This window comes from Methylorubrum sp. POS3 (assembly GCF_043352485.1).
Lineage (GTDB): Bacteria > Pseudomonadota > Alphaproteobacteria > Rhizobiales > Beijerinckiaceae > Methylobacterium > Methylobacterium suomiense.
Window position 1 is genome coordinate 3,965,002 of the sequence record NZ_JAPRBT010000001.1, and the last position, 22,739, is coordinate 3,987,740.

Below are 22,739 nucleotides of genomic sequence, written 5' to 3' on the forward strand. Positions count from 1 at the left end.
TTCATTCCGTAAGCTTGCTAATACGACTTTACAGACAGCTTAGACCATGCCACAAGCTTACAACCTTACACGGGTCGAGGGTGTCATGGCCGTCTACAGCTACACCAGGGTCTCCACGGATCGGCAGGCTGACGAAGGTGAAAGCCTTGGTGCCCAACAGCGGAGAGTAGAAGGCTACGCGATGATGAACGGGATGACCGTGGATCGGCATTTCGTTGAGCGGGGTGTGTCCGGGTCTGTCCCTGTAGGCGAGAGGCAGGAAGGCGCCGCACTCCTAGCTGCCCTGAAGCCCGGTGACACGGTGATCACCCCCAAGTTGGACCGCATGTTCCGGTCTGCACGGGATGCCCTCAACGTCCTCCATCAGCTTCGGGAGATGGGCGTATCGCTCCACATGATCGACCTCGGTGGAGACGTGACCGGCAACGGTATCGCCAAGATGGTTTTCACGATCCTGAGTGCCGTGGCTGAGGCTGAACGTGATCGTATCCGTGAGCGGATCAGCGACGTGAAGAAGGATCAGAAGGCCAGGAAGCGATACCTCGGTGGGAAGGTGCCGTTTGGGTACCGAGTAGGGGAGCAGGGTGACCTTGTTGAACACGAGGCTGAGCAGAAGGCCGTTGCCTTGATCAGAGAGTTGAAGGGTGAGGGTAAGTCGCTAAGGGGGATCGCTGAGGCCGTGCAGGAGACAGGCATCTCAATCAGTCATGTCGGTGTGAAAGAAATTTTGACTAGGGATATGGTTTGATACGGTGGCGTAACTACTACGATGATCGCTACAGTTACGATACAGAAGTAACAGTTAGCTTCGTTTATTTAGTTTAATCACTGGCGAAGCAGTTCATTTTGTGAGATTGCTCCTGTCGCCGGGATCAACCGGGCGAAACACCTCCAATAGAGGCTTTGGGGCTGAACCAATGCATATCGTCGTCAACAACACAGCATGTGCCGTCGTCACTGGTTGGCACAAAGACGCAAATCATTCTGGAATCAAAATCTCAACCGACTTGGTGGGATTGGATCTTATCAACTTCCTGTTGGACCTTCGTTTGGCGTCGTTGAACCTCCTGAATAAGATCGGCGAAGACGCCAGACGGTCTCTCGATGCAGAAGTCGGGGTGCAAAGGTCCGTTGAGGCTCACCCCTGTACGGCATAGGCATAACGATTTTTGCATTAGAGCGCCGCTGACGGGCTTAACGGCTGAGGTGGCTGTACCCCTAGCCAAATGTCGCCTCGGCCGTTCTTGGTGCCCCCAGGGCTCGGCAAATAGGAACTGATTTGTCCCCTACAACTGTATGACAGAACGCGATTCTGGGTGCCGTGAGGCGACGCGATTTGTCCCACACAAAAACATGACGGGCACTCATCCCTCGTGTCTAGCCGCCTGATGAAGGTTGCAGATGCAGCGGATCGGTTGCAATCGTGATGCGAGCGGTCGAGTCGCCAGTCAAAAGATCATGCAGCACAGGGGTTTAGGGGCTTCGCCGCGCTACTCGAAGGCGGGCGATCAGACTTGAATATCGAATTGTCCCCTACAACCCCATGAAGTCGCCATGCGGTCCTCGAACGAACCGGCCGTATGCGTCTTCATTTTCACGTCTCAACTCAACTCATCACCCCTAACCAACGAGGTTATTTCACAGAAGCAACTGTGTATGTCCGTGTTCGTGTTGGGGGTTTACGGTCTCTGTAATACGGAGACTGTCCCATTCACCTCAGAGAATCATCAATATATGACATCAACCACTACGACGATGCAGCACCAATCTCATCATCTCATTTCCTCATTAGCTAACTCACCAAAATTCACTTTTTCAGATCCTGACTACAACAACGATTATGATCCGGAGAAATGTGAACGTGATCGCTTCTTTGATCCATGGCGGGTGCCGACCACTAAAGCCGCTGCGAACTTGATAGAAGATATCATCAAGCAAATTGACTCCTACGAAGTCCAATATGGAATGAGAGGAAGAGCGCGGCAGAAAAGACACTCGGAGAATCACGAACTAGCCGTGTCAGCCATCGCGTGCGACATGCTTCACTACATTTTCTCCGGTGAGACTAATGGCGCGGCAATCTCTCGCTCTAAAAGATTAAACACCGTCAAGTCTCGGTACAAACCAGAGTTCATTGGGAAGACACTGCCAGACATCCTGGATACGATGGCGGCGGGTCCTCTTTCTATTATACGACAGGAAATTGGGTATGAAGATTGGAGTGCCAGCCGTCACCAGATAACGAAGATTTATCCGGGTGAAGGTCTGTTTGTCCTGATGGACAAGCATAACATCAAGCCAAAGGATATTCGGTGTAGGCCACAAAGAGAGTGCATCGTACTAAAATCCACAAAGAACGGATATTGGGACAACTCAGTTCCAATTGAATATCCAGACACAGACCGAACGCATGCCTACCGCGCCGAGCTTCAGATCATCAATGAATGGATCGCAGGTGGTAGGATCGAATACCATCCAGCTCAGAAAGAAAATGAGACCCAGGTTGACTTATCAGATCGATATTTAAGGCGAATTTTCACTAGAAATCGGTTCGACTCAGGCGGCAGGCTATTCGGCGGATTCTGGCAGAACCTCAAGAGGAGGTACAGAAAAGGTATTATGATCGAAGGAGAACCTGCATGGGAGATGGATTACAGACAAATAGCTCCTCGCATCCTTTATAGCATCGCGGGAGCCAAGCCAAAGCAGAGTGACATTTATGCTATTCCACAGTTTGCCGGTCATCCATCAGAAAAGAACTATAGAGAGGGATTCAAAAAGCTGCTGAACACGCTATTGTTTATCGAGAAACCTATTAGCAGGAAGCCAAAAGGTACGGCACGAACACTACCGCCCGGCCAATGTGTGACGGAACTGGCTGACATGCTCAGGGATAACCATCCTGACATATCGCCATACTTCGAGTCGGGAATAGGTCATCATCTCCAGTTTCTAGAAAGTGAGATCCTAATAGATGTCATGATCAAGTTGATGGAGAAAGGGATCGTAGCACTACCCCTGCACGATGCAGTTATGGTTCCTAAATCGAGAATACCAGAGGCTAATACGATTATGAGGAACACCTTCTTCCATCACACTGGGTTGAATATTGATCTATCAATCAAGGAAGCAGGGACTGAGTGACCTGTTATATACTAACAAATAATAACACCAACCTAACCATCCTTTATAGGGGCCCGTAAGGCCACATCCGAGCCTTCGGCAGTCCCGTCTAAGACCATCCAACCACAATCCAATCCCTATCCGACACAGCGGCGCCATGCCGTTCCAGTGAACCACGACCTATGGAAATCATCATCACCCCCGTCACCGGCCGACCTGGGGTATACCAAGCCCACTACGACGAAACACTCCTCTGCACTTCCCGTCTTCCCTTTTTCGATGGGGCAAGGGTTCTCCTCAGCCAAGGATATCCCGCAGACACCGTTCTCACTCTCCGTCATGCGGGGCAGGGCTACGTCTCACTTCGGTCCACCATCGGTGAAGCAGCCAAACTCACCGTCATCGAGAATAAGCGGTTTGGACCACGATTTACGAAGTTCAGGCAGACTGCCTTCATCCGGTCTATCATCGAAAAGAGAGAAGAGCAGCACTTACAGTCTGCCTTCTAAATAGCGTTTCCAGCAACACCGTAGAGACCGCCAGCGGCCGTTCTGGTTATCAGGCTACGATTGCCTGCCTTTCACCTGAAAGCCGCTGGTGGAGCCGTGCGGGAACAGTCGCACATAGCTTCAACCATCCATCAACATCATCACCGAAACAAAGGAAAATCATCATGCCCGACGTTCGAGTTGGAAATCAGGACGTCTTTATCTCCGATTCCATCCCCAAGGAGACACAAGACGAAATCTTCCGGCAAATCCTGGAGGAACAACGTGTACAGCGGGAGGGAACTGCTGAACCTAGCAGTGCTACTTATCCTCAAAGCTCAGGGGCGCATATCGGGTCTCTGCCGGAGCAACCAAACCAACCGCAACCTTCCAGTCCTGGCGACGGCGGTTATACGAATTACATCATTCATGGGCGTAGCTACATGCTGCCGAATGATATGACGGAAGCGGAGAGGGGAGCATACCTACAGCATAAGCTGAACAATCCCGATCCATTTCCGTCGTCGCCCAACCCCGACTCCATCACCACAGACTCCCTTCAACACGATCCTGATTGGATTCACGCTTCCAAGGTCACCTACGCCAAGCGGGAGGGAAAACCCTTCGCCGGTACCGATGCCGAGGCTGCTGATTACGGCGTCAATCAAATGGGATGGTTCAACTACAACCTCCCGATGATGGCCGTTAATGCCAACCGGATGAGGAGTGCCGATGTCGATGAGAAGCGTGCCTTCCTCCACCTGATGGAAACCTACGACAAACTCGGTGTCTCATGGGGTGGCGTCGGTCGTGCAGCGAAGGGCCTCCTTACCGATCCTTCTACCTACGTTGGGCTCTCCACCCTCGGCATCGGTATGGCGGGTTCCACAGCAGGGAAGGTGATGACGAAGGAGGGCATCAAGTCCCTTCTCAAGACCGGTGTCCAGGCAGGTGTTGAAGGCGCTCTATGGACTGGGGTTCAGGATAGCGTTCAGCAGTCAGCGAAGATCAATGCCGGAGGTCAAACCGAGTTCGACACCGGGAAGGCTCTCGGTGCTGCTGCCCTCGGTGGCGTCGCTGGTGGTGTCCTTGGCGCTGGTGCCCATGGTCTGATCAAGGGTGCTGGGAATGCGCTGGGAAGAGGTGCCGTAGACGCCACAGAGACGCTTCTTCAACGGGAGGCTACCCAACTACCCGAAACCCCTTCCTTGGCCCCTGGTGACGCTACGGCAGCACGGGAAACGGCAACCCATACCGGCATTCCCAACGGTAGCCCTGATGGTACCTCTGTCCAACCGGTTGGAGCGGAGCCAATCCCGGCGTTGAAGCAGGTTGATGGAACGGTTGAAGTCACCCTTCCGGAACAGGTGGTGGAGGCGTCTCCTTCTCCCCTCAGTCAGCCTTCTCTACCCACCAATGACGTCATTGATGCCATCCGTGGTGTAGCCGGTGAGCCTACCGGTGTCCGGGATTTCCCTCGCATCCCTGGTCTCATTGAGGAGGCAGTGCAGCACCCCGTTGAACTGCTGCTGAGCAAGTCACCTCGGGAGGTAGCGCAATCGGTCGAGGAACTACGACGCTGGGCATCGACGGCTGAGCAGGAGCAGCTTGTCGGCTCAACCCTGATGAAGGCGACAAAGGCTCTGGATCAGGAGGGGACCAAGGCGTTGGAAATGGCCCGAGAGGGTGACCTTCAAGCCTTCGAACGGTTGAACGAAATCGACGTCATGCGGTCGATCATCAAGGCTGCTGATACCGATTTGTCTTCCATGAGCGGCACACGGTTGGGAGAGAGGGCCAACAATCAGGTCTTCAACACCAATGAGAATCGTGGGCTGACAGTCGAGAGTATCCTTCGAGATAAAGGCATCAATCCGGAGCCAGCTACCCCGGAACAGCGTCTCGTTGCACAGGCTGAATACTACGACAAATACGAAACCTACCTCGGCAACATCCAGAAAGGAGAAAAGATCAAGGCCCTGTCTGATGAGATTGAAACTCGGTTTGAGGACAATGACATCTCCGGTGCCTTGTTGTCCCTCGGTAAGCGGAGTGAGATCGTTGATGGTCTTCTAGAAAAGGAACTGATCAACAAGGGTGTCATTGGTAAGGCTCAGAGTGCAGCAAAGACCGGGCTGAAAGGGTTGAATGAGTACATCATCTCTACGGTCTTCTCTCCTGCAACGATTGTAGCGAACACCCTGCCAGCGGTCCTGAAGACGGCCTACACCCCGTTCCTTCACTACGTCGCCAAAGATCCACTCTCCAAGGTCGAACTGCGGAGGATGACATCGACCTACGGGGCCATGTTCGCCAACACCAGCACAGCACTCAGGGCAGCACAGGCAGCCTTCAAGTACGAACGTTCCCTTCTGTCGTTGGAGGGTAACCGGGTCCTAGAGAACGACACGGTGATACCGGGTCTCACAGGACGGCTAATCCGAACCTTCCCCCGTATCCTCGGAACCACGGATGAGTTCTTCGCACAGGTGAACTACCGGGGCTTTGTGGTTGGGCAGGCTACTGCTGATGCCGTTGAGGTTGCTGCTGCGAAGGGACTGAAGGGAGCTGAGGCTGAAGCCTTCATTGACGCTCGGGTGAAGCAGGCTGTCGATCATTCGTTCGCTTCTAAGCCTGACCCGGTGAACACCCTGTCCTTCCTGAAGCACCAAGGGGAATCGAGGGGCTTAAACGGAGAACGCCTCGATCAATGGGTGAAGACCGAACTGAACAAGAACGGCGATCTCCTACGCGAGGCAACCGATAGGGCAGGGCGGGACTACGCTGATGACATCCTGTTCAAACGTAAGTTCAGCGGGGAGAACGGGGCGTCCAACCTAGCCCTGCGATACGAAGCATGGGTCAACGAAAACCCCTGGATGAGGGTGATGGGGCAGCTCTTCTTCAGGACCCCTGTACGGGTCTTTGAGGAAGGCATCCGGCTCACCCCAGGTCTCAACCTGCTGTCCCATGCCGTTACCGGTAATTCGAGCATCCTGAGTGACCTGAGGGGGCTGAACGGTCCTGTCAGGCAGATGCGGGCACAGGGGGAATCGTTGCTGTCGATGGCCTTCGCTGGCTCCGTGGCAATGCTCTACGCCCAAGGCAGGATCACCGGGGGAGGACCAACCGACTTCCAGCAGAAGCGGAGTCTCCAAGATGGGAAGGAGTGGGAACCTTACACCCTGAAATTCGCTGATGGGTCTACCTTCTCATTCAGGAACCTCGATCCCTTCGCCACACCGTTCAAGATCATGGTCAATGCACTCGATGCACTCTCTATGATCCAATATCGGAAGGCTCAGGGGGAATATGTCGGACATGAGTTGAAGCTGGTAGGCGGACACATCTCCGCAGCAACGGTGTCAGTCACTCAGGCTATCAAAGACGCAAACCTAATGGGCGGCGTGGATCAGATCGTTCAAATGATCCAGATCATGACCGACCCGGAGAGCAAAGAGAACGCCCTGCAACGCTTTGTGGGACAGAAGCTTCAACTTGCTATCCCCTCTGTGGTTTCCAAGGCAAACATGCAGGAACATCCGGTGATGGCTGATCCTGTGTCTTGGGAGCAGTACATCCAAGCCAAGGTCAATCCATCCGATCCGCTCGTTTCGAAACAGTATGACCAGTTGGGGAAGGTGCGGACCATCGCCAATCCGGTGAGTGCTTTGATCGGGTTGAACTTCACAACGAAGGAACAACGGGAGGAAGGCCGGTCACCAAAAGAACTTCGGGTTCTGAGGGAACTAAATGCCATTCAGATTGCCACAGGTAGGAATTTTGCGATGCCTACCGAAAATGAGGAATGGTTCGGTAATGGTGACCTGAGAACTTTGAGGACGGAGGATAAAAAAGAGACAATCTATGACCGGCTTCAGCGGTACTACAGCGAAACCGATGCCGTTGAGATGTTGGACCAGTATGTTGTGAACAATCCACAACTCTCCTACGGGACAAAATCTCAGGACGGATCTAAGGCTGAGGTAACGGGCAGAATTATCGATGGATACCGGCAACTCGCCTTCCAGCGTCTCCTTCGCGAGGAGGTGGAACTGTATCACCAGCGAGAGCAGCGGGAGAGGCTAAAGGGAGACATCATCCTCGGTAAGAAGGATAAGACGTTCCAGCCCTACCGGTAATCATTACACTACGACGGCAACGTGGCGGGAGAGCAGGTGCATAACCGCTCATTGCGCTTGCTCTCCCGTTTCGCATCGGCTCTGTTGGGTTGATTGATGCGAGGTCGCGCCATGGGTTTAATGAAGTGGCTATTCGGCACTCCGGATCACAGGAGTGACCGACAGCGAGCATGGGATGTCTGGCAATACCTAGCCTCACAGCACCCACGCCGCGTACAGGTCGGCATCGTCAGTTTGATGACGCGGATGACTGAAAGCCAAGCAAAAAAGGCCATGGCTGAGTTAGCTGCTGTTGGTGCAATAGAGACATTCTATGCCCGCACCACGAAACGACACTGTGGTCTAGCGTTATGCGGCCCGCCTCACAAACGTCCACCAAGGGACTATGAGAGATTATAACAAAGCTAAGCCTACTGGTACTCTTACAAAGGGATTTTGGGCAGGGCGCTTTTGATCGCTTCGAGCATCGCTTGACCTCTAGCCGCAGGCAGAAGCCGGCTCACATACTCAGCAAGCTCTTTGCGGCCCTTCATTCCAAGGTGCCGAGCTGCCATTGAAAGCAACCCTTTATTATCATACAGGGCTAGAACTCCTGCTAAGTCCTGCTTTTCAATACTAGTCGATAACTTGTCTTTATAGCTTTTTGCCAGCGCAGTCGGATTAACACTTGCAACAGCCGATTGGTACCTATCCGTTAGATCTTCAATTGTCTGTGCAGAAGGCGCAAGTTTTTTCAGTTCGGCATCTAAGCGACGCCCTGCAAACCTAACCGACGCCATGTCCAGTTCAGCTAAGGCTTGAGTCATGACATCAGATGTGAGTTGATTTAGCCGGGACTTAGCATCAGCGTCAGAAAACTCCAATGTTTTAGCTATCTCTTCAAACACGGGAGGTAAGAGCAGCAGGCTCTCCACCTCAGCCAAAGGCAACGCATAGACGTCGAGGCTTCGTAGATGATCTATCTCAGTTGCGTCACGGGCATCGGCATCAACGCATCCACGAACTGAACCCAATCTGTGAAGTGTGCCATTGCGCTTGAATGAGGCGACGGAATGTATCACCGATTCGCAGGAGCCGATTGGTTCGATCAAGAAATCAGAGAAGACATGGCGATATATTGTTGTATCTAAGCTGCCGCGGTCACCTTCCACAAATAGGACGGGCTGCCTAGTACCTACTAGTTCAGACGCCACTCTTTCAGGCAGGCCTGTATTTTCAGGAAGCAACTCAATGTCCCAATTCGGAGGATTGTAAGCCCGGACAACAAATTTTGCGGCGGCAGGCCTTGCCAATACAAAATCGAGATCATGTGTTATATACAAAAACGAGCAATCAGGCCTTTGCGCCTCTATAGCATCCCATAATCGACTGATTACAGCTTTGTGAATGTGAAGTTCGGGCTCATCAATAATCAAAACGGAGTTAGGCGGCGTCAATAGACACTGTCCAATCAGATAAAATATAACTCTCTCTCCATCGCTCATCTCTGATGCAGGGTATGCTGGAGATAGAAATTGACCGAATTTGCCGGGCTGCACCTCAATGCTCAGTTCTAATGACTCAAGATGTCGATGAGGCAGCAACGCTCCCCAAATACCTATTAGCTTTGACATTAGAGTTTCGGGAGGTGTTTCTGCTGAATTGGTTCTGTGTTTGTTTAAATGCTGAACTGCAGTCCTACTTTGCTCAGCAAAAAGCGCTTGCATCAAGAAATCGAAATCGTCGAGTAAGGCGACGGCGGGCTTCTGACTCCATCGCACCATGTGTCGATAGAGTTCATTTCCGTCTTCTCTGCCGTACTTCAGGCCTTGCATGGCACGATCAAAATTGATTGCCGTTATCTTATCGTTAATAGTCAAAGAGCGATGCGCAGCAATGCGCCGACTGCGCTCTCCCTTCAATATTTCTTCAACGTAAACTCCGAGACGAGTTTTTCCAGCACCGTTTGGTCCGACAAATATATAGGAGCGCCCAGCGTCGAAACTGATCTCTTTCGATCCCGTGGAAGTTGGTATCGTTACGATTGCTAGGGGCATGCTAAATCCAATCGGTCAAATCTCAATCCGTAGTATTGCCTGTACTTTTTTCCTAGTCATCCGCTGCCATAGGATTTAGGCACCCTGTCCACAGGCTGCGGTCTCACAGATACATCAATCTTGATAGTCAACGCTGGTTAATTTGGCTGACACTTGTGTCAAAAACCTTGGAAGATCCCAACAAGAATGACCGTGAGCAGCACGGAAATAGAAATCGAGCCGATACAGTCCAGCCGGTTTGATAAGAAAAAGAACATGATTGGGTACCGCTGTGGCTACCCGGTGGTTCCATGGGGATCAGCAGAGGCAGAGCCGTGGAGTGCGTGATTAACGGTTCAGCGACAGCGGTATGCGCTCTATGGCGTCCCTCATCGTTGCCAGCGTCACCGTCCCATAAGCCTTGGATACGCTGTCAGGTGCATGGCCGACAATCGCATCGGCTACACTGTCGCTGATACCGGCCGCACGGGCAAGCGTCTTGAACCGGTGACGCCATGCGTGAGATGGGTCTTTCCGGTTTTCCCGTCCAACACCAGTGAGACCCAATTCCCCAACCCATGTTGCCACGTACTTAGCGACGATCTTGTGCTGAGGTTTCTTAGCCCCGGCCTTGCGCTTTGTTGGATCGAAGAAGAGTGGCCCCTGGTTGCCCCTGGTAAACTCTAGGAAGCCATCTTTGATTACGGCAGAATGGATTGGAATGGTACGCTCTGAGCCGAGTGTCTTCACGGAACCAGCGTCAGCAGTGATCCGGATGGTTGGGATACCGTCCGTCACTACGACATCCTGTCCCCGAAGCTGAGCAATCTCACCAACCCGAGCGCCGGAAGCAGCACACAGCAACGGTATCCAGCGGAGGTGAGGCTTGGTCTCCTTTGCAGCGGCACTCAGGATTGCCTCAGCCTCAGCATCGGTGAAGCCCTGCATCTGCTCACCGGCTCGCTTTTTATGAGCTACTGAGACGCCTGTGGCAGGGTTCATTGCGACACGGACGTTACTCACTCCCCATTCGTAGGCTGCCTTCAGTGCGGCAAGCTTGGAGTCGTTGATCGTCTTCGGGGCCCCACCAGCGTCTACGAGGGCATCCTTCCATCGGACCACATCGGCCTTCGTCACTTGACCGGCATCGTCTTTCCCCATGAAGGCAATGAACGTCTGAATGTGCTTGCGCCATTGAGCCACCGTACTCTCTGACGGCTTCCGCTCTTTGGCCCAGCCATCGAACAAGCTCAGGAGGCTGACTGCCTTAGTGTCGTTGGGCGTTACAGGGAATGTGGGGAAGCGATTGGCCTGAGGGTCGGGAGAGTAGTCCCCTTCTGCCCTACGCAGATGAAGGACCGTGGCTTGCCGGAGTGCCTTTAGAACCTCGTCGTTGAGGCGGGCACGGCTGCCAGCATCGATCACAAGGCCACGCTTGGCGAGTGCTACATCAGCGAAACCACCAACCCGTTCTTCAACGCTGCGAGCCCGTCGCTCATTAGGGGACAGGATCATCAGGGAGGCCCCGTCATACTGACCGAGGTTGGCGCGAATGTTGGCTGCCTCGGCCCTTACCCACCGCTCCGTTGGGCCAGGATCATCCTCGAAGGCATCGGCCCAGGCTTGGTAGATTTCACCCGCGAGAGCTAACGTCTCCTTGTGGCTAAGCCGCTTCGGACCCTTTCGTGCGGACTCCCAGACACCCTCCAAGTAGGCGACTGCAACGGCCTGCCGTGCCTTTGCTTCCTGGGGATCTCGTGTGCGGAGGGAGGTGCGGATGTCCTTGCGGGTAGGGGTCACAAGGATGGTCGCAATGGTATCACCCACCGGGATCGCCAGTGTCAGGCCACGCACTTTGGCAGCCACGTCAGCCGGGATGCGCTGAACGAGTTGGTGATAGGTGGAGTTGGGACGCTTCATCGGACGAGGCATCAGCAAAGGCATGTTGTACCGCGCTGTTGTACAGCGAGCCAACCGAAAATGCCTTTGATATCTAATGCTTGTTGCGGATCAGCGCTTTAGGCCGCTGATGGTGCCCAGGAAAGGACTCGAACCTTCACCTCTTGCGAGACTGGTACCTGAAACCAGCGCGTCTACCAATTCCGCCACCTGGGCGCCGGGTCGTGTCCGACCGGCGATGGGGTTCGTTTAGGGGGCGGCGGCCGAGGCGTCAATCGCTGTTTCGCGTCGGTTTGCAAAAAGCTGAACCGCTGCGCCGGGACGGCAGACGCGCGTGGCTCTCACCCAACGGCATGCCGCGCGGGAAGAACAGTCGAGGCCCCGCGCGGCACGCCCATTCGTCTTCAGGCGTCCCCTCGGCGCCGAGGGTCACCCTGCAATCGGCGCGGGGCGTTCTCAGCCGCGCCAGTCGCGGATATCGACGAAGCGGCCGGCGACGGCCGCCGCAGCGGCCATGGCCGGGGAGACGAGGTGGGTACGCCCGCGCGGTCCCTGGCGGCCCTCGAAGTTGCGGTTCGAGGTCGAGGCGCAGCGCTCGCCCGGCCGGAGCTTGTCGGGATTCATCCCGAGACACATCGAGCAGCCCGGCTCGCGCCAGTCGAAGCCCGCATCCTTCAGGATGCGGTCGATCCCTTCGGCCTCGGCCTGCGCCTTCACCAGGCCGGAGCCCGGCACCACCATCGCCGAGACCCCCTCGTGGACCTTCCGGCCTTCGACGATCTGCGCGACAGCGCGCAGATCCTCGATCCGCCCGTTCGTGCACGAGCCGATGAACACTCGGTCGAGCGTCAGGTCGGTGATGCGCGTACCCGGAATCAGGCCCATATATTCCAGGGCTTTCTCCTTGGACTGGCGCTTGTTCTCGTCGGCGATGGCGGACGGATCCGGAACCGTGCCGGAGATCGAGACCACGTCCTCCGGGCTCGTCCCCCAGGAGACGATGGGCGGGAGATTGGCCGCGTCCAGCCGCACCTCGCGGTCGAAATGCGCCCCCTCGTCGGTGGCGAGGCTCTCCCAGTAGCGCCGCGCCGCGTCGAATGCCGCGCCCTTCGGAGCCTTTGGCCGGCCCTGAACATATTCGTAGGTGATCGCATCGGGAGCGACCATGCCGGCGCGGGCGCCGCCCTCGATCGACATGTTGCAGATCGTCATCCGCCCCTCCATCGAGAGGGCGCGGATCGCCTCGCCGGCATATTCGATGACGTGGCCGGTGCCGCCCGCGGTGCCGATCTCGCCGATGATCGCCAGGATGATGTCCTTGGCGGTCACGCCCGGCGGCAGGGTGCCGTCGACGGTCACCCGCATGTTGCGGGCCTTGCGCTGGATCAGTGTCTGGGTGGCGAGCACGTGCTCGACCTCCGAGGTGCCGATGCCGTGGGCGAGGGCCCCGAAGGCGCCGTGGGTCGAGGTGTGGGAATCGCCGCAGACGATCGTTTGCCCGGGCAGGGTGAAGCCCTGCTCCGGCCCGATGATGTGGACGATGCCCTGGCGCCGGTCGAGGGCGTCATAGAATTCGATGCCGAAGTCGCGCACGTTCTCGGCGAGCGCCTCGAGCTGCGTGCGGCTTTCCGGATCCTCGATGCCCTTGGAGCGGTCCGAGGTCTGGACGTTGTGATCGACGACCGCGAGCGTCTTGCCCGGGGCGCGGACCTTGCGGCCGGCCACGCGAAGTCCCTCGAAGGCCTGGGGGCTCGTCACTTCGTGCACGAGGTGCCGGTCGATGTAGAGGAGGGCGGAGCCGTCCGGCTGAACATCGACGACGTGGTCGTCCCAGATCTTGTCGTAGAGAGTGCGCGGCGCGGTCATGGCGAGACGTGTCTGACAGTTGCTGGACCCGCCTGGAAACGTCCCCTTCGAGTCGCCGGAGAGGGCGACGGGCAAGCGGGGACGATCCGGCAGGAGAACCCTTTAGTAATACCCCCGCACGGGTTTCGGAAGGGTGGAGGCGCACATCGCCTCCGCCCCTCCGGCGTCGGCCCCGCTCAGGCCGCTTCGTCCGGGAAGAGCGCGGTTTCCGGCACGCGCACCGCCTCCTCGATCGCGACGGGGCGGCCGAGCAGGTAGCCCTGGGCACAGGTCACACCGATGTCGCGGAGCGCCGCGAACTCGGCCGGCGTCTCGATCCCCTCGGCCACGACCTCGCAGCCGGTGCGACGACCGTAGGCGGTGATGGATTCGGCGAGCGCCCGCCGGGCCGTATCACGGTCGATGGCGCGGATCAGGCTCATATCGAGCTTGATGTATTCCGGCGACAGTTCGAGCACGTGCCGGAAGGTCGAATGCCCGGCCCCGACATCGTCGATGGCGAGCCGCAGCCCCTGCGCCCGCAGGGGCGCCAGCGCCTGCCGCAGCCAATCGTAGGATTCGACGCCCGCATGCTCGGTCAGCTCGAGCACGATACGGTCGAGCGGCGCGTCCGCGAACAATTCGGGGAAGCGCGGGCTCACGATCCGCGCCGGCGACAGGTTGACCGTGAGCTTGAGCCCGGGATCGAGCCAAGCGAATGCGGCTAGGGCGCGTTCGGCGGCCAGGAATTCCAGGGCTTCGTCGAGACCGAACTGGGCGGCCTCTGCGAACCACGCCTCCGGCCCGCGCATCGGCTCATCCGGGAATCGCGCGAGGGCTTCGAAGGCCTTCAATCGGCCATCGCGGAGGCTGTAGATGGGCTGATAGGCGATCTGGATGGCGCCGCCTTCGATCACCGCGTTCAAGCGTGCGCGCCGCATCTCCCATTCGGAAGCGGCACAGCGTTCCCGTTGCAGGATGGTCCCCACGAGATCCGCGCAGAGCCGCAGCAGGCCGAGATCGCGGGTGGTGAGCGAACGATCGGGGGTGAAGCTGAAACAGCAGACGGAGCCGTAGGTCGTCCCATCGGAATGCCGCAGGGGCACGCTGAGATGGGCCCCCACCGGAAGATCGTGGGTGACCGGCAGCTGGAGTGCGGTCGGATCCTCGCCGGCATCGTGCATCAGTTCCGGCATCATGCCGCGGGCCACGTAGTAGCAGAAGCTCTTGTCCAGCGGATCGGACGCGCCGACCGTGATCGGATGGCCGGACGCTTGGCCGTCTGTAAAGCGGAAGACGCGGCGTCCGCTGACGAATTCGGACACGAACCCGACATCCATCGCCAGATGGCGGCGTACCGCCTGCAGCACGGACTGAACCTGCTCGCCGGCCGTTCCGGGGCCAGCGTCGAAGAGGGGTGCGAGCGACACGCGGGTGGGTCCGAGCGGTGAAGGCCGGCATTTCCGAAGGCCCAGGCCGAACACCCGCGAAGCGTCCCGCCGGTCGGCGATCCGTCGGCGGGCAAGGCCGGAACACAACCACACGATAGCCTCAGGAAATCTCTTCCCGCAAGTGAAGCCCGAACGCTGCACGGCGCGGAAACTTGCTGGAGTCGGATGGAAACGAGTTTTCAACGCAGATGAGCCGAGTCGGTCGGGTTTCCGAAAGGCGCTGGTGCTTCGCGCCCGAACCGCCGGTCCGACGACGATCTCTTTCGTCTGTCATAGAAATCCCGGCGCAAGCGTGCGGATGGCCTCACGCGTTCCCGGCCAGGCCATGAGCCCGCCTATACGATGTTGTGATCGCCTCTGCGGTCGTTTCGAAGCGCAACTCTGACCGGACTGGAAATTGTCCCGTCCGACCCCTTCGACTGAGGGTACGCCGTCCGCCTCGCGCGGGAGGGAACGGTGCGGCGGGCGCTTCGGGCCGCGCCGCTTGGGAGCGGACCAGCGAGAGGGCGGTCTGACCGCTCGACCTGGCGATCGACCGCGACGGGAAAGCCAGCGGCTGCGTCTGCAGCGGCTTCAGGACAGGGCGACGAGCATGACGCCTGCGATCATCAGGCCGCCGCCGACGAGACGCATCGGCCCGGCCGCATGAACCTCGAAGCCGACGAGACCGAAATGGTCGAGGGCGATCGAGGTGACGACGCCCGCGGTCACGAGGATGGCCAGGAACGGCGCCGCCCCCACCCGCTGCGCCACGAAGAGCTGCGCGATCAGGAGACCGACGCCGACCAAGCCGCCGATCCAGGCCCACCAGGGCGCCTGACTCGCCTGCTGCGCGCTCGGCACCGTGAGATGTCCCGAGATCAAGCCGATGGTGAACATGCCGAGGGTGCCGACGAACATCGAGATGAGCCCCGCAGTGAAGGGCTCTCCGAGCGACTTGGCGAGTTGTGTGGTCTGCCCGGGCTGGATCGCGTTGGCGATGCCGGCGATGAGGACGGCGCCGTAAAGGAGGATCATGGTCGCGGCATCCATGCGGGGCCGCCACCGCGCGCGGTGCGATGGAGCGGCGAGGGGAGGGCGAGCTTTTCGCCCGGAGGCGCGGAAGCGGCGGGACCGGGGTAACCATGAAACCGGGGCGCGGCCTGGCCGTTTCCGCGGCAAAGTCCCTCAGCCCCGGTTCATCGAGCGCGGCTAGAACCGCCGCACGACCATCGGCGATTCGCCGGAAGCCGGTCGCCCTCGGCCGATCCTCTCGGAGCCCCTCCGTGCCCTCCGCTCTCGACACCGTCATCGCCGTGCCCGTCCGCAACGAGGCCGAACGGATCGTGGCCTGCCTGCGGGCGATCGATGCGCAGACCGGCCTCGCGCCGGGGCGTCTCGGGCTCGTGCTGTTCCTCAACAATTGCAGCGACGGCACGCCGGACATCGTCGCCGACCTTCTGCCTCGCCTCACGCTCCCGGTGCGGGTGATCGAGCGGACCTATGCGGGCGCCCATGCCGGCTGGGCCCGCCGGGCTGCGATGGACGCCGCCGCCGCTTGGCTCGACGAGGTGGGAGCGTCGGGCACGCTCCTGACCACCGACGCCGACAGCCGCGTGCCGCCGGACTGGGTCGCCGCCAATCTCGCCGCCCTGGATGCGGGCGCCGATGCGGTCGCCGGCCGGGTCGAGCTGATCCCGGAAGAAGCGGCGCTGCTGCCGCCCTCGCTGCCCGCCCGCGGCCGGCTGGAGGATGCCTACGACGCGCTCATCACCGAGATGGAAGCGCGCATCGATCCCGATCCGTCCGATCCGTGGCCATGCCACCGCACCACCATCGGCGCCTCCCTCGCCGTCCGCCGCTCGGCCTATGGGGCGGTCGGCGGCATGCCGGAGATTCCCCTGGGCGAGGACGGCGCCTTCGTCGCCGCGCTCTTGGAGCAGGGATTCCGTGTTCGCCACGACCGGGCCGTGATGGTGTGGATCTCCGCCCGTCTCACCGGCCGGGCAGCGGGGGGCGTGGCCGACACGATCCGCTCCCGCTGCGAGGAGCCGGACGCGCTCTGCGACGCGCGAATGGAGGCGGTGCCCCGCGCGCTGCACCGCTACGCCTGGCGCGCGCGCCTGCGCCGCCTGCACGGGCAGGGCCGGTTGGCCCACGATCTCGCCTGGGCGCGCCGCCTCGCCATCCCCGATGCGGAGGCCCGCCGCATCGCCGCCCTGCCGCGGGTCGGCGAGATCGTCGCCGCGGTGGACCGCGCCAGCCCGCGCCTCGCCTATCGCCCGCTGATGCCGCGCCAGCTGCCCGGCCAGATCCGCCTCGCCCGTCTCGTCCTGCCGGTGCTGCGACTGGCGCTGCGGCTGCGCCGCAGGACCCCGGCCCTCCCGCTGGTCGCAACGGTGCCCTCGGCCACCGCCGACGCCTGAATGCGAGGTTTCGAAAGGACACGTCCTTTCGCGGGTCCAGGGCGGAGCCCTGGCTTTGGAGGGAAACCGGGGCTCTGCCCCGATACCCCGGCAAAGGGATGATCCCTTTGCGATCCCGGATCTATGCTTCGTCCCGCGTCTCGCCGAAGATCGGCTCGAAGGCCGCGCGCAGGGCCATGTCGACCTCGGGCAGGCTCACGATGCGTCCGAGATCGGCGAGGCTGGTGACGCCGTGCTCGCGCACGCCGCAGGGCACGATGCCGGAAAAATGCGACAAGTCCGGCTCGACGTTGAGACTGAGCCCGTGCAGGCTCACCCAGCGCCGCACCCGGATGCCGATCGCCGCGATCTTGTCCTCGACATGCGGTCCCTTCTCGGGCCGGCGGACCCAGACGCCGACGCGGTCCTCGCGCCGCTCCGCACGAACGTTGAACGCATCCAGCGTCGCGATCAGCCACGCCTCCAGGCTCGCCACGTAGGCCCTGAGATCCGGCCGGCGGCGGTTGAGGTCGAGCATCACGTAGGCGATGCGCTGGCCCGGCCCGTGATAGGTGTATTGCCCGCCCCGCCCCGTCTGATGGACCGGGAAACGTTCCGGCTCGACGAGATCGGCCGCCTTCGCCGAGGTGCCTGCGGTGTAGAGCGGCGGGTGCTCGAGCAGCCAGATCAGTTCGTCCGCCTCGCCCAGGGCGATGGCCGCCGCCCGCGCCTCCATGGCGGCCACGGCCTCGTCGTAGGGCACAGGCGCATCCGAGACGCGCCACATCACGGGCGGAGCACCGGCCCGCGGCAGGAAGGCGGCGGGCGCCGTCGCGAGCCGGGGGGAGGGGGGAACGGGGGCGTCGTTTACCAAGGCTTCACCATCCCTCGTGAAGGATTCGCCGAGCGGTCGAGCTGGAGCATGCGCGCGTGGCGGTCCTGGACGAACTGAAGGTCGATCTCAAGGTCGTGCTGGGGCGCAGCCAGATGCCGCTGCACATGCTGCTGCGCATGGGCCGCGGCGCCGTGATCGAACTCGACGCCACCGACAGCGATATGGTCGAGATCCTCGCCAACGACCACCCGATCGCCCGCGGGCAGATCGTGGTGACGGGCAACCGCATCTCGGTGGAGGTGACGGAATTGATCCGCAAGGCGGAGGTCGTGCGCACGCCCGGCGTGACCATCGGCGAGGGGGCGGTGCCGGTGCTGGAGGAGGCCGACCCCGTGGCCTGATCGGCCGAACGGGCGGCTTGCGGACAAAGAAGCGATCCGGCGCTTGTGCCGGCCCCAAGCTTCTGTTATCCGCTGCGCCGCCCACACGAAATGCCGGCCCGCCAGACGGACCGGCGGCAAGGGCGGCCATGGCGGAATTGGTAGACGCGCTAGCTTGAGGTGCTAGTCCCGCGAGGGGTGGAGGTTCGAGTCCTCTTGGCCGCACCACTCTCTTTCTCATCGAGACGGAGAGATGTGCTTCGAAAATCACCGAATGACCGATTGTTGCTTGGCGGTCTTCGAGCGATTGCTTCGATCACCTGATCGCCGATCGCCCGTCCCTCAGGACGCGTGAAGCGCCTGAAGCCATCACCGCTGCGGCATCCTACTGATCCTAGGCCGTCCAGGCCTCGCACCGTTGCGGACCGGGGCAGCGCCATCGGCGTCTCGTGAACCGTGGATGCGCTGGAATCGGGCGGCGATGGTACCCGACACATTTCGACGCTCACGCCTCAAGCATGCTTGAGCCGTTCAACAGCCCTTCGCAACTTTTCGACGGCCAGCCCTGCGGCTCGGTTGCGCCTCCATGCCGGGCCCGGCGGATGCCCCCCCGCTCGACGGGAGGGGTCCGGGCCGAGCGCTCGGACGGCCGCGGACGGGCCGCCCATGGCTCTCGCGACGACGGGGCCGGGGGCGACGCGTCGCCCCCGGCCCCGCGCCGGCGCGTCTCAGGCCCGGGCGGTGCGGGCGTGACGCAGCCGGATCAGCAGGCCGAGGGCCACGGTGATGGCGAGGCCGGCGGCGGCGAAGGCGTAGTGCAGGGCGTGCTCGTCCATCGGCACATAGGCCTTCACGTAGCTGTCCGAGGCGATGATGCTGCCCGCGACCCAGCCGAGCAGGGCGGCGCCGGCCCAGATGAGGATGGGGAAGCGCGCGAGGAGGCCCGAGATCAGCGCGCTGCCGGCGATGACGATCGGGATCGACAGCAGCACGCCGAAGGCCATGAGGTAGATGTTGCCGTGGGACAAAGCGGCGATGGCCAGCACGTTGTCGAGGCTCATGCCGGCATCGGCGATGGCGATGGTGGTGACGGCGCCGAGCAGCGTCGTGCTGGCCTTCGCCTCCTCGTCCTCCGCGCCGTGATCGATCACGAGCTTGGCCGCGACCCAGAGTAGGAACAGGCCGCCGATCAGGCTCAGGCCCGGCACCGCCATCAGCCACGCCACGCAGAACGCGAAGATGATGCGCAGGCCCACCGCCGCGGAGGCGCCGAGGATGATGCCCATCCGTCGCTGCGCCGGGGGCAGCCGCGAGCACACCATCGCGATCACGACGGCGTTGTCCCCCGAGAGCAGGAGATCGATCCAGATGATGCCCGCGAGGGCGGCCCAGAAATTGGCGTCCATTTCGGTCCCCTCGGGCAAGAAAACGGCGGCCCGAAGGCCGCCCGCGCCGAACCCGGCATCGGCGCCGTCATTCATTATACCAAGCGCCGATGCAACCGGCCCCGACCGGAGTCGCGGGCTCCGCCGTTACAGCCGCCGCAGGGCGACACTCTCGATGCGATGGCTCGCGCCCTTGGCCAGGATCAAGCTCGCACGCTGGCGCGTCGGCAGGATATTGTCGCGCAGGTTGGGCAGGTTGATCGACGTCCAGAGCCGGTCGGCGATCTCGAGCGCCTCCGCCTCGGTCACCTCGGCATATTTGCGGAAATAGGAGAGGGGATCGCGGAACGCGGTCTGGCGCAGGCGCAGGAAGCGGTTGACGTACCAGCGGTGCAGGTCGTCCTCGTGCCCGTCGAGATAAATCGAGAAGTCGAAGAAGTCCGAGACGAAGGGGATCGCCGTGCCGTCCCGCGGCAGGCGGGCGGGCTGCAGCACGTTCAGCCCCTCGACGATGAGAATGTCGGGCGATTCGATCACCTGCTCCTCGCCGGGCACCACGTCGTAGACGAGGTGGGAATAGACCGGGGCGGCGACCCGCCGATGCCCGGCCTTGATGTCCGCCAGGAAGCGCAGCAGCGCCGTGCTGTCGTAGCTCTCCGGGAAACCCTTGCGCTCCATCGCCCCCATGCGCTGAAGCTCGGCATTGGGGTGCAGGAACCCGTCGGTGGTGATGAGATCGACCTTCGGCGTGTTGGGCCAGCGGGCCAGCAGGGCCTTCAGCACCCGGGCCGTGGTCGATTTGCCGACGGCGACGGAACCGGCGAGCCCGATGATGTAGGGGACCTTGGCCTCGCGCTCCGCCAGCAGGAAGCGCTGGGTCGCCTTGAACAGGCCCTGGGTGGCGGCGACGTAGAGCGAGAGCAGGCGCGAGAGCGGCAGGTAGATCGCCACGACCTCCTCGATGGAGATCGGATCGTTGAGCGATTGCAGCCGGCCGATATCCTCGGCGGTGAGCGTCAGCGGCGTGTCGGCACGCAGTTGGGCCCACTCGTCGCGGGAGAAGATCCGGTAGGGGGAGAGGCGCCCCGGTCCCTCGCCGGTCACCGGGTTCTGCCGCTCCTCGGGCTCGATCCCGGACGACGGGATCGGGGCCCCGATCACGTGTGCCTCCGCGCCGCCTTCTCGGCCAGACCGCTCTGTGCCGTGCGGCGCTGCAACTCGGCCATCACGTCGGAGAGCGGAACGCCCCCCGCCTTCAGGGTCACGAGCAGGTGATAAAGGACGTCCGCGGCCTCCGAGACGAGGGCCTTGTGGTCGCCCTGCACGGCGGCGATCGCCGCCTCCACCGCCTCCTCCCCGAGCTTCTTGGCCGCCTTGGCCGGCCCCTCGGCGAGAAGCTTTGCCGTGTAGGAGCTGTCGGGGGGCTGGCCGGCTCGGCTGTCCACCAGGGCGGCAAGGTCGTCGAGGGTGAACTGTGTCATAGAGTCCGGCGCTTGGGCCCGTCCGCTGCCGCATCGAAGGGTCGGATGCCGGCTCAGCGGACCCTGATCAGGGGCGGCGCCCCGGTCAAGGGCCGCGCGGCGGCGATGCTGACGGATCGCCGCGACTGATGTGGAAGTTCGCTAGGTCGGAGGACCTTTGGCCGCCATTCTTCCGTCCCGAGCAACGGATGTCGGACCTCCGGCAGGCCGAGACCGGGTCGTCGGTCCGCTCGGACCAAAGCCGTCATGACAATTCCGCTTGATCTGTACGGGATGCGGATTTGGGCCTCGCTCGAGCGGAGAGCCGGATCAGACCGCCCGCAGTGGAAGCGAGCGGCTCGGCTCCCGGCCGTAGCCGCGGATGTCGATCCGATCGGTCAGGATTTCGACGACGGCGAAGGCCGATGTGTCGGGCGTGTCCACCATCCCCCGGAAATTGACGAAATGGATGCCGTGGGCCTGCCCGTAATTGCCCGCGTGGTTGTGCCCGTTGAAATAGGCGACGACGTTGGGAAAGCGGGCGAGCAGCGCGACGACCTCGCCCGAATCCCACTGGTTGTGCGGATTCTCCGGCAGGACCGGATAATGGTTCAGGACGACGACCCGCTCGCCCGCCGCCTGCGCCGCGGCCAGCGTTCGCTCCAGCCAAGCGACCTGCGCCGGGCCGAAGGATCCGTTCCACGGCTTGGCGTTCGGCAGGTCCGCCGCCTTCGCCCGCGCGAGGCGGTCCTGGGCGAGCTGCCACCGCGGGTCCCCCTGGGGCGGGGCGAAGAGCGACACGTCGTTGCCGTCGAGGACGACGAAGCGCAGGCCCGCCACGGCGAAATCGTAATATGTCCCCGTCATGCCGAGCCGGCCGACCACCCGGTCGAGATCCTGCGCGCCGACCTCGAAATCGTGGTTCCCGAGCACGAAGCGGGTCTCGTGCCGCAAGGTCCGATAGATCGGCAGGATGCGATCGAAGCTCGCGAAGTCGCGGTCGATCACGTCGCCGAGGGTCACGACGAAGCGGAGATCCTGCGCGTTCAGCACCTCCACCGCGGCGGCGAGCTTGCCCAGGCTCTCGGCGTAGTAGCGACCCATCGCGGTGTTCGGCGGCGCATCGGCATATTGCGGATCGGCGATCACGCCGAAGCGCAGCGGGCGCGGCTCGGCCCGCGCGGGCGCGGTGAAAAGCGCGGCGCTGCCGGCGAGCACGGATCGGCGGGACAGCATGGCGGCCTCTTGCGGCAACGATGATTGCGGAACGCTCGCGCCGCCGCATGACCGGGTGATGACGCGGGCGGGCGTTTCCGATGGCGGGGCATGCGA

At 61.1% G+C, this 22,739-nt stretch carries 15 protein-coding genes and 2 tRNA genes; 6 read left to right on the plus strand and 11 right to left on the minus strand.

All coding sequences use genetic code 11. From position 1 onward, the window contains the following. The first annotated feature begins 85 nt into the window (after positions 1-85). From OWC43_RS18250 to OWC43_RS18260, 3 genes are all read left to right on the plus strand, one after another. Positions 86-748: a recombinase family protein gene (locus OWC43_RS18250; protein ID WP_393957710.1), complete on the plus strand. Its 663-nt coding sequence runs from the start codon at positions 86-88 to the stop codon at positions 746-748. Between the two features lie 908 nt (positions 749-1,656). Beyond that, positions 1,657-3,144, plus strand: a complete 1,488-nt coding sequence (locus OWC43_RS18255; RefSeq protein WP_393957711.1) for a hypothetical protein — start codon at positions 1,657-1,659, stop codon at positions 3,142-3,144. 925 nt (positions 3,145-4,069) lie between these two features. Beyond that, positions 4,070-7,753 carry a hypothetical protein gene (locus OWC43_RS18260; RefSeq protein WP_393957712.1) on the plus strand — a complete coding sequence of 1,228 codons (3,684 nt, stop codon included), beginning with the start codon at positions 4,070-4,072 and terminating at the stop codon, positions 7,751-7,753. A gap of 422 nt (positions 7,754-8,175) precedes the next feature. Here the strand turns inward: OWC43_RS18260 and OWC43_RS18265 are convergent, their stop codons facing one another. The 6 genes from OWC43_RS18265 to OWC43_RS18290 form a co-directional block, all read right to left on the minus strand. Beyond that, entirely contained in the window at positions 8,176-9,789 is a 1,614-nt protein-coding gene (locus OWC43_RS18265; RefSeq protein WP_393957713.1) for an AAA family ATPase, read from the minus strand. Between the two features lie 327 nt (positions 9,790-10,116). Next, positions 10,117-11,688 (minus strand): DUF6538 domain-containing protein, encoded by a 1,572-nt coding sequence (locus OWC43_RS18270; RefSeq protein ID WP_393957714.1) that lies wholly within the window; start codon positions 11,686-11,688, stop codon positions 10,117-10,119. Positions 11,689-11,798: 110 nt separating this feature from the next. Beyond that, positions 11,799-11,883 (minus strand) — tRNA-Leu (locus OWC43_RS18275). 240 nt (positions 11,884-12,123) lie between these two features. Further along, positions 12,124-13,533 carry a 3-isopropylmalate dehydratase large subunit gene (gene leuC, locus OWC43_RS18280; protein WP_137831060.1) on the minus strand — a complete coding sequence of 470 codons (1,410 nt, stop codon included), beginning with the start codon at positions 13,531-13,533 and terminating at the stop codon, positions 12,124-12,126. Between the two features lie 176 nt (positions 13,534-13,709). Beyond that, a complete protein-coding gene (locus OWC43_RS18285) occupies positions 13,710-14,942 on the minus strand; it encodes an EAL domain-containing protein (RefSeq protein ID WP_238307987.1) in 1,233 nt (410 codons plus the stop codon). 594 nt (positions 14,943-15,536) lie between these two features. Further along, on the minus strand, positions 15,537-15,980 hold the full coding sequence (locus OWC43_RS18290; protein WP_137831062.1) for a DMT family transporter: 444 nt from the start codon (positions 15,978-15,980) through the stop codon (positions 15,537-15,539). A 248-nt stretch (positions 15,981-16,228) separates the two neighbouring features. Between OWC43_RS18290 and OWC43_RS18295 the strand changes: the two genes are divergently transcribed. Beyond that, complete coding sequence (locus OWC43_RS18295; RefSeq protein ID WP_393957716.1) at positions 16,229-17,368, plus strand: glycosyltransferase; 1,140 nt, start codon at positions 16,229-16,231, stop codon at positions 17,366-17,368. Positions 17,369-17,489: 121 nt separating this feature from the next. Here the strand turns inward: OWC43_RS18295 and lipB are convergent, their stop codons facing one another. Further along, positions 17,490-18,134 carry a lipoyl(octanoyl) transferase LipB gene (gene lipB / locus OWC43_RS18300; protein ID WP_393958587.1) on the minus strand — a complete coding sequence of 215 codons (645 nt, stop codon included), beginning with the start codon at positions 18,132-18,134 and terminating at the stop codon, positions 17,490-17,492. Positions 18,135-18,277: 143 nt separating this feature from the next. Between lipB and OWC43_RS18305 the strand changes: the two genes are divergently transcribed. Further along, positions 18,278-18,583, plus strand: a complete 306-nt coding sequence (locus tag OWC43_RS18305; RefSeq protein ID WP_393957717.1) for a FliM/FliN family flagellar motor switch protein — start codon at positions 18,278-18,280, stop codon at positions 18,581-18,583. 122 nt (positions 18,584-18,705) lie between these two features. Next, a tRNA-Leu gene (locus OWC43_RS18310) sits at positions 18,706-18,790 on the plus strand. A gap of 500 nt (positions 18,791-19,290) precedes the next feature. Here the strand turns inward: OWC43_RS18310 and OWC43_RS18315 are convergent. The 4 genes from OWC43_RS18315 to OWC43_RS18330 all read right to left on the minus strand — a co-directional run bounded on the left by OWC43_RS18315 (position 19,291) and on the right by OWC43_RS18330 (position 22,643). Beyond that, positions 19,291-19,968: a TerC family protein gene (locus OWC43_RS18315; RefSeq protein WP_393957719.1), complete on the minus strand. Its 678-nt coding sequence runs from the start codon at positions 19,966-19,968 to the stop codon at positions 19,291-19,293. A 126-nt stretch (positions 19,969-20,094) separates the two neighbouring features. Continuing rightward, positions 20,095-21,108: a type I pantothenate kinase gene (coaA, locus tag OWC43_RS18320; protein ID WP_137831529.1), complete on the minus strand. Its 1,014-nt coding sequence runs from the start codon at positions 21,106-21,108 to the stop codon at positions 20,095-20,097. Then, positions 21,105-21,428 carry a phosphoribosyl-ATP diphosphatase gene (locus OWC43_RS18325; RefSeq protein WP_137831528.1) on the minus strand — a complete coding sequence of 108 codons (324 nt, stop codon included), beginning with the start codon at positions 21,426-21,428 and terminating at the stop codon, positions 21,105-21,107. Before OWC43_RS18325 ends, coaA begins: the two co-directional genes overlap by 4 nt. 309 nt (positions 21,429-21,737) lie before the next feature. Further along, positions 21,738-22,643 (minus strand): metallophosphoesterase, encoded by a 906-nt coding sequence (locus OWC43_RS18330; protein ID WP_393957720.1) that lies wholly within the window; start codon positions 22,641-22,643, stop codon positions 21,738-21,740. Positions 22,644-22,739: the final 96 nt, after the last annotated feature.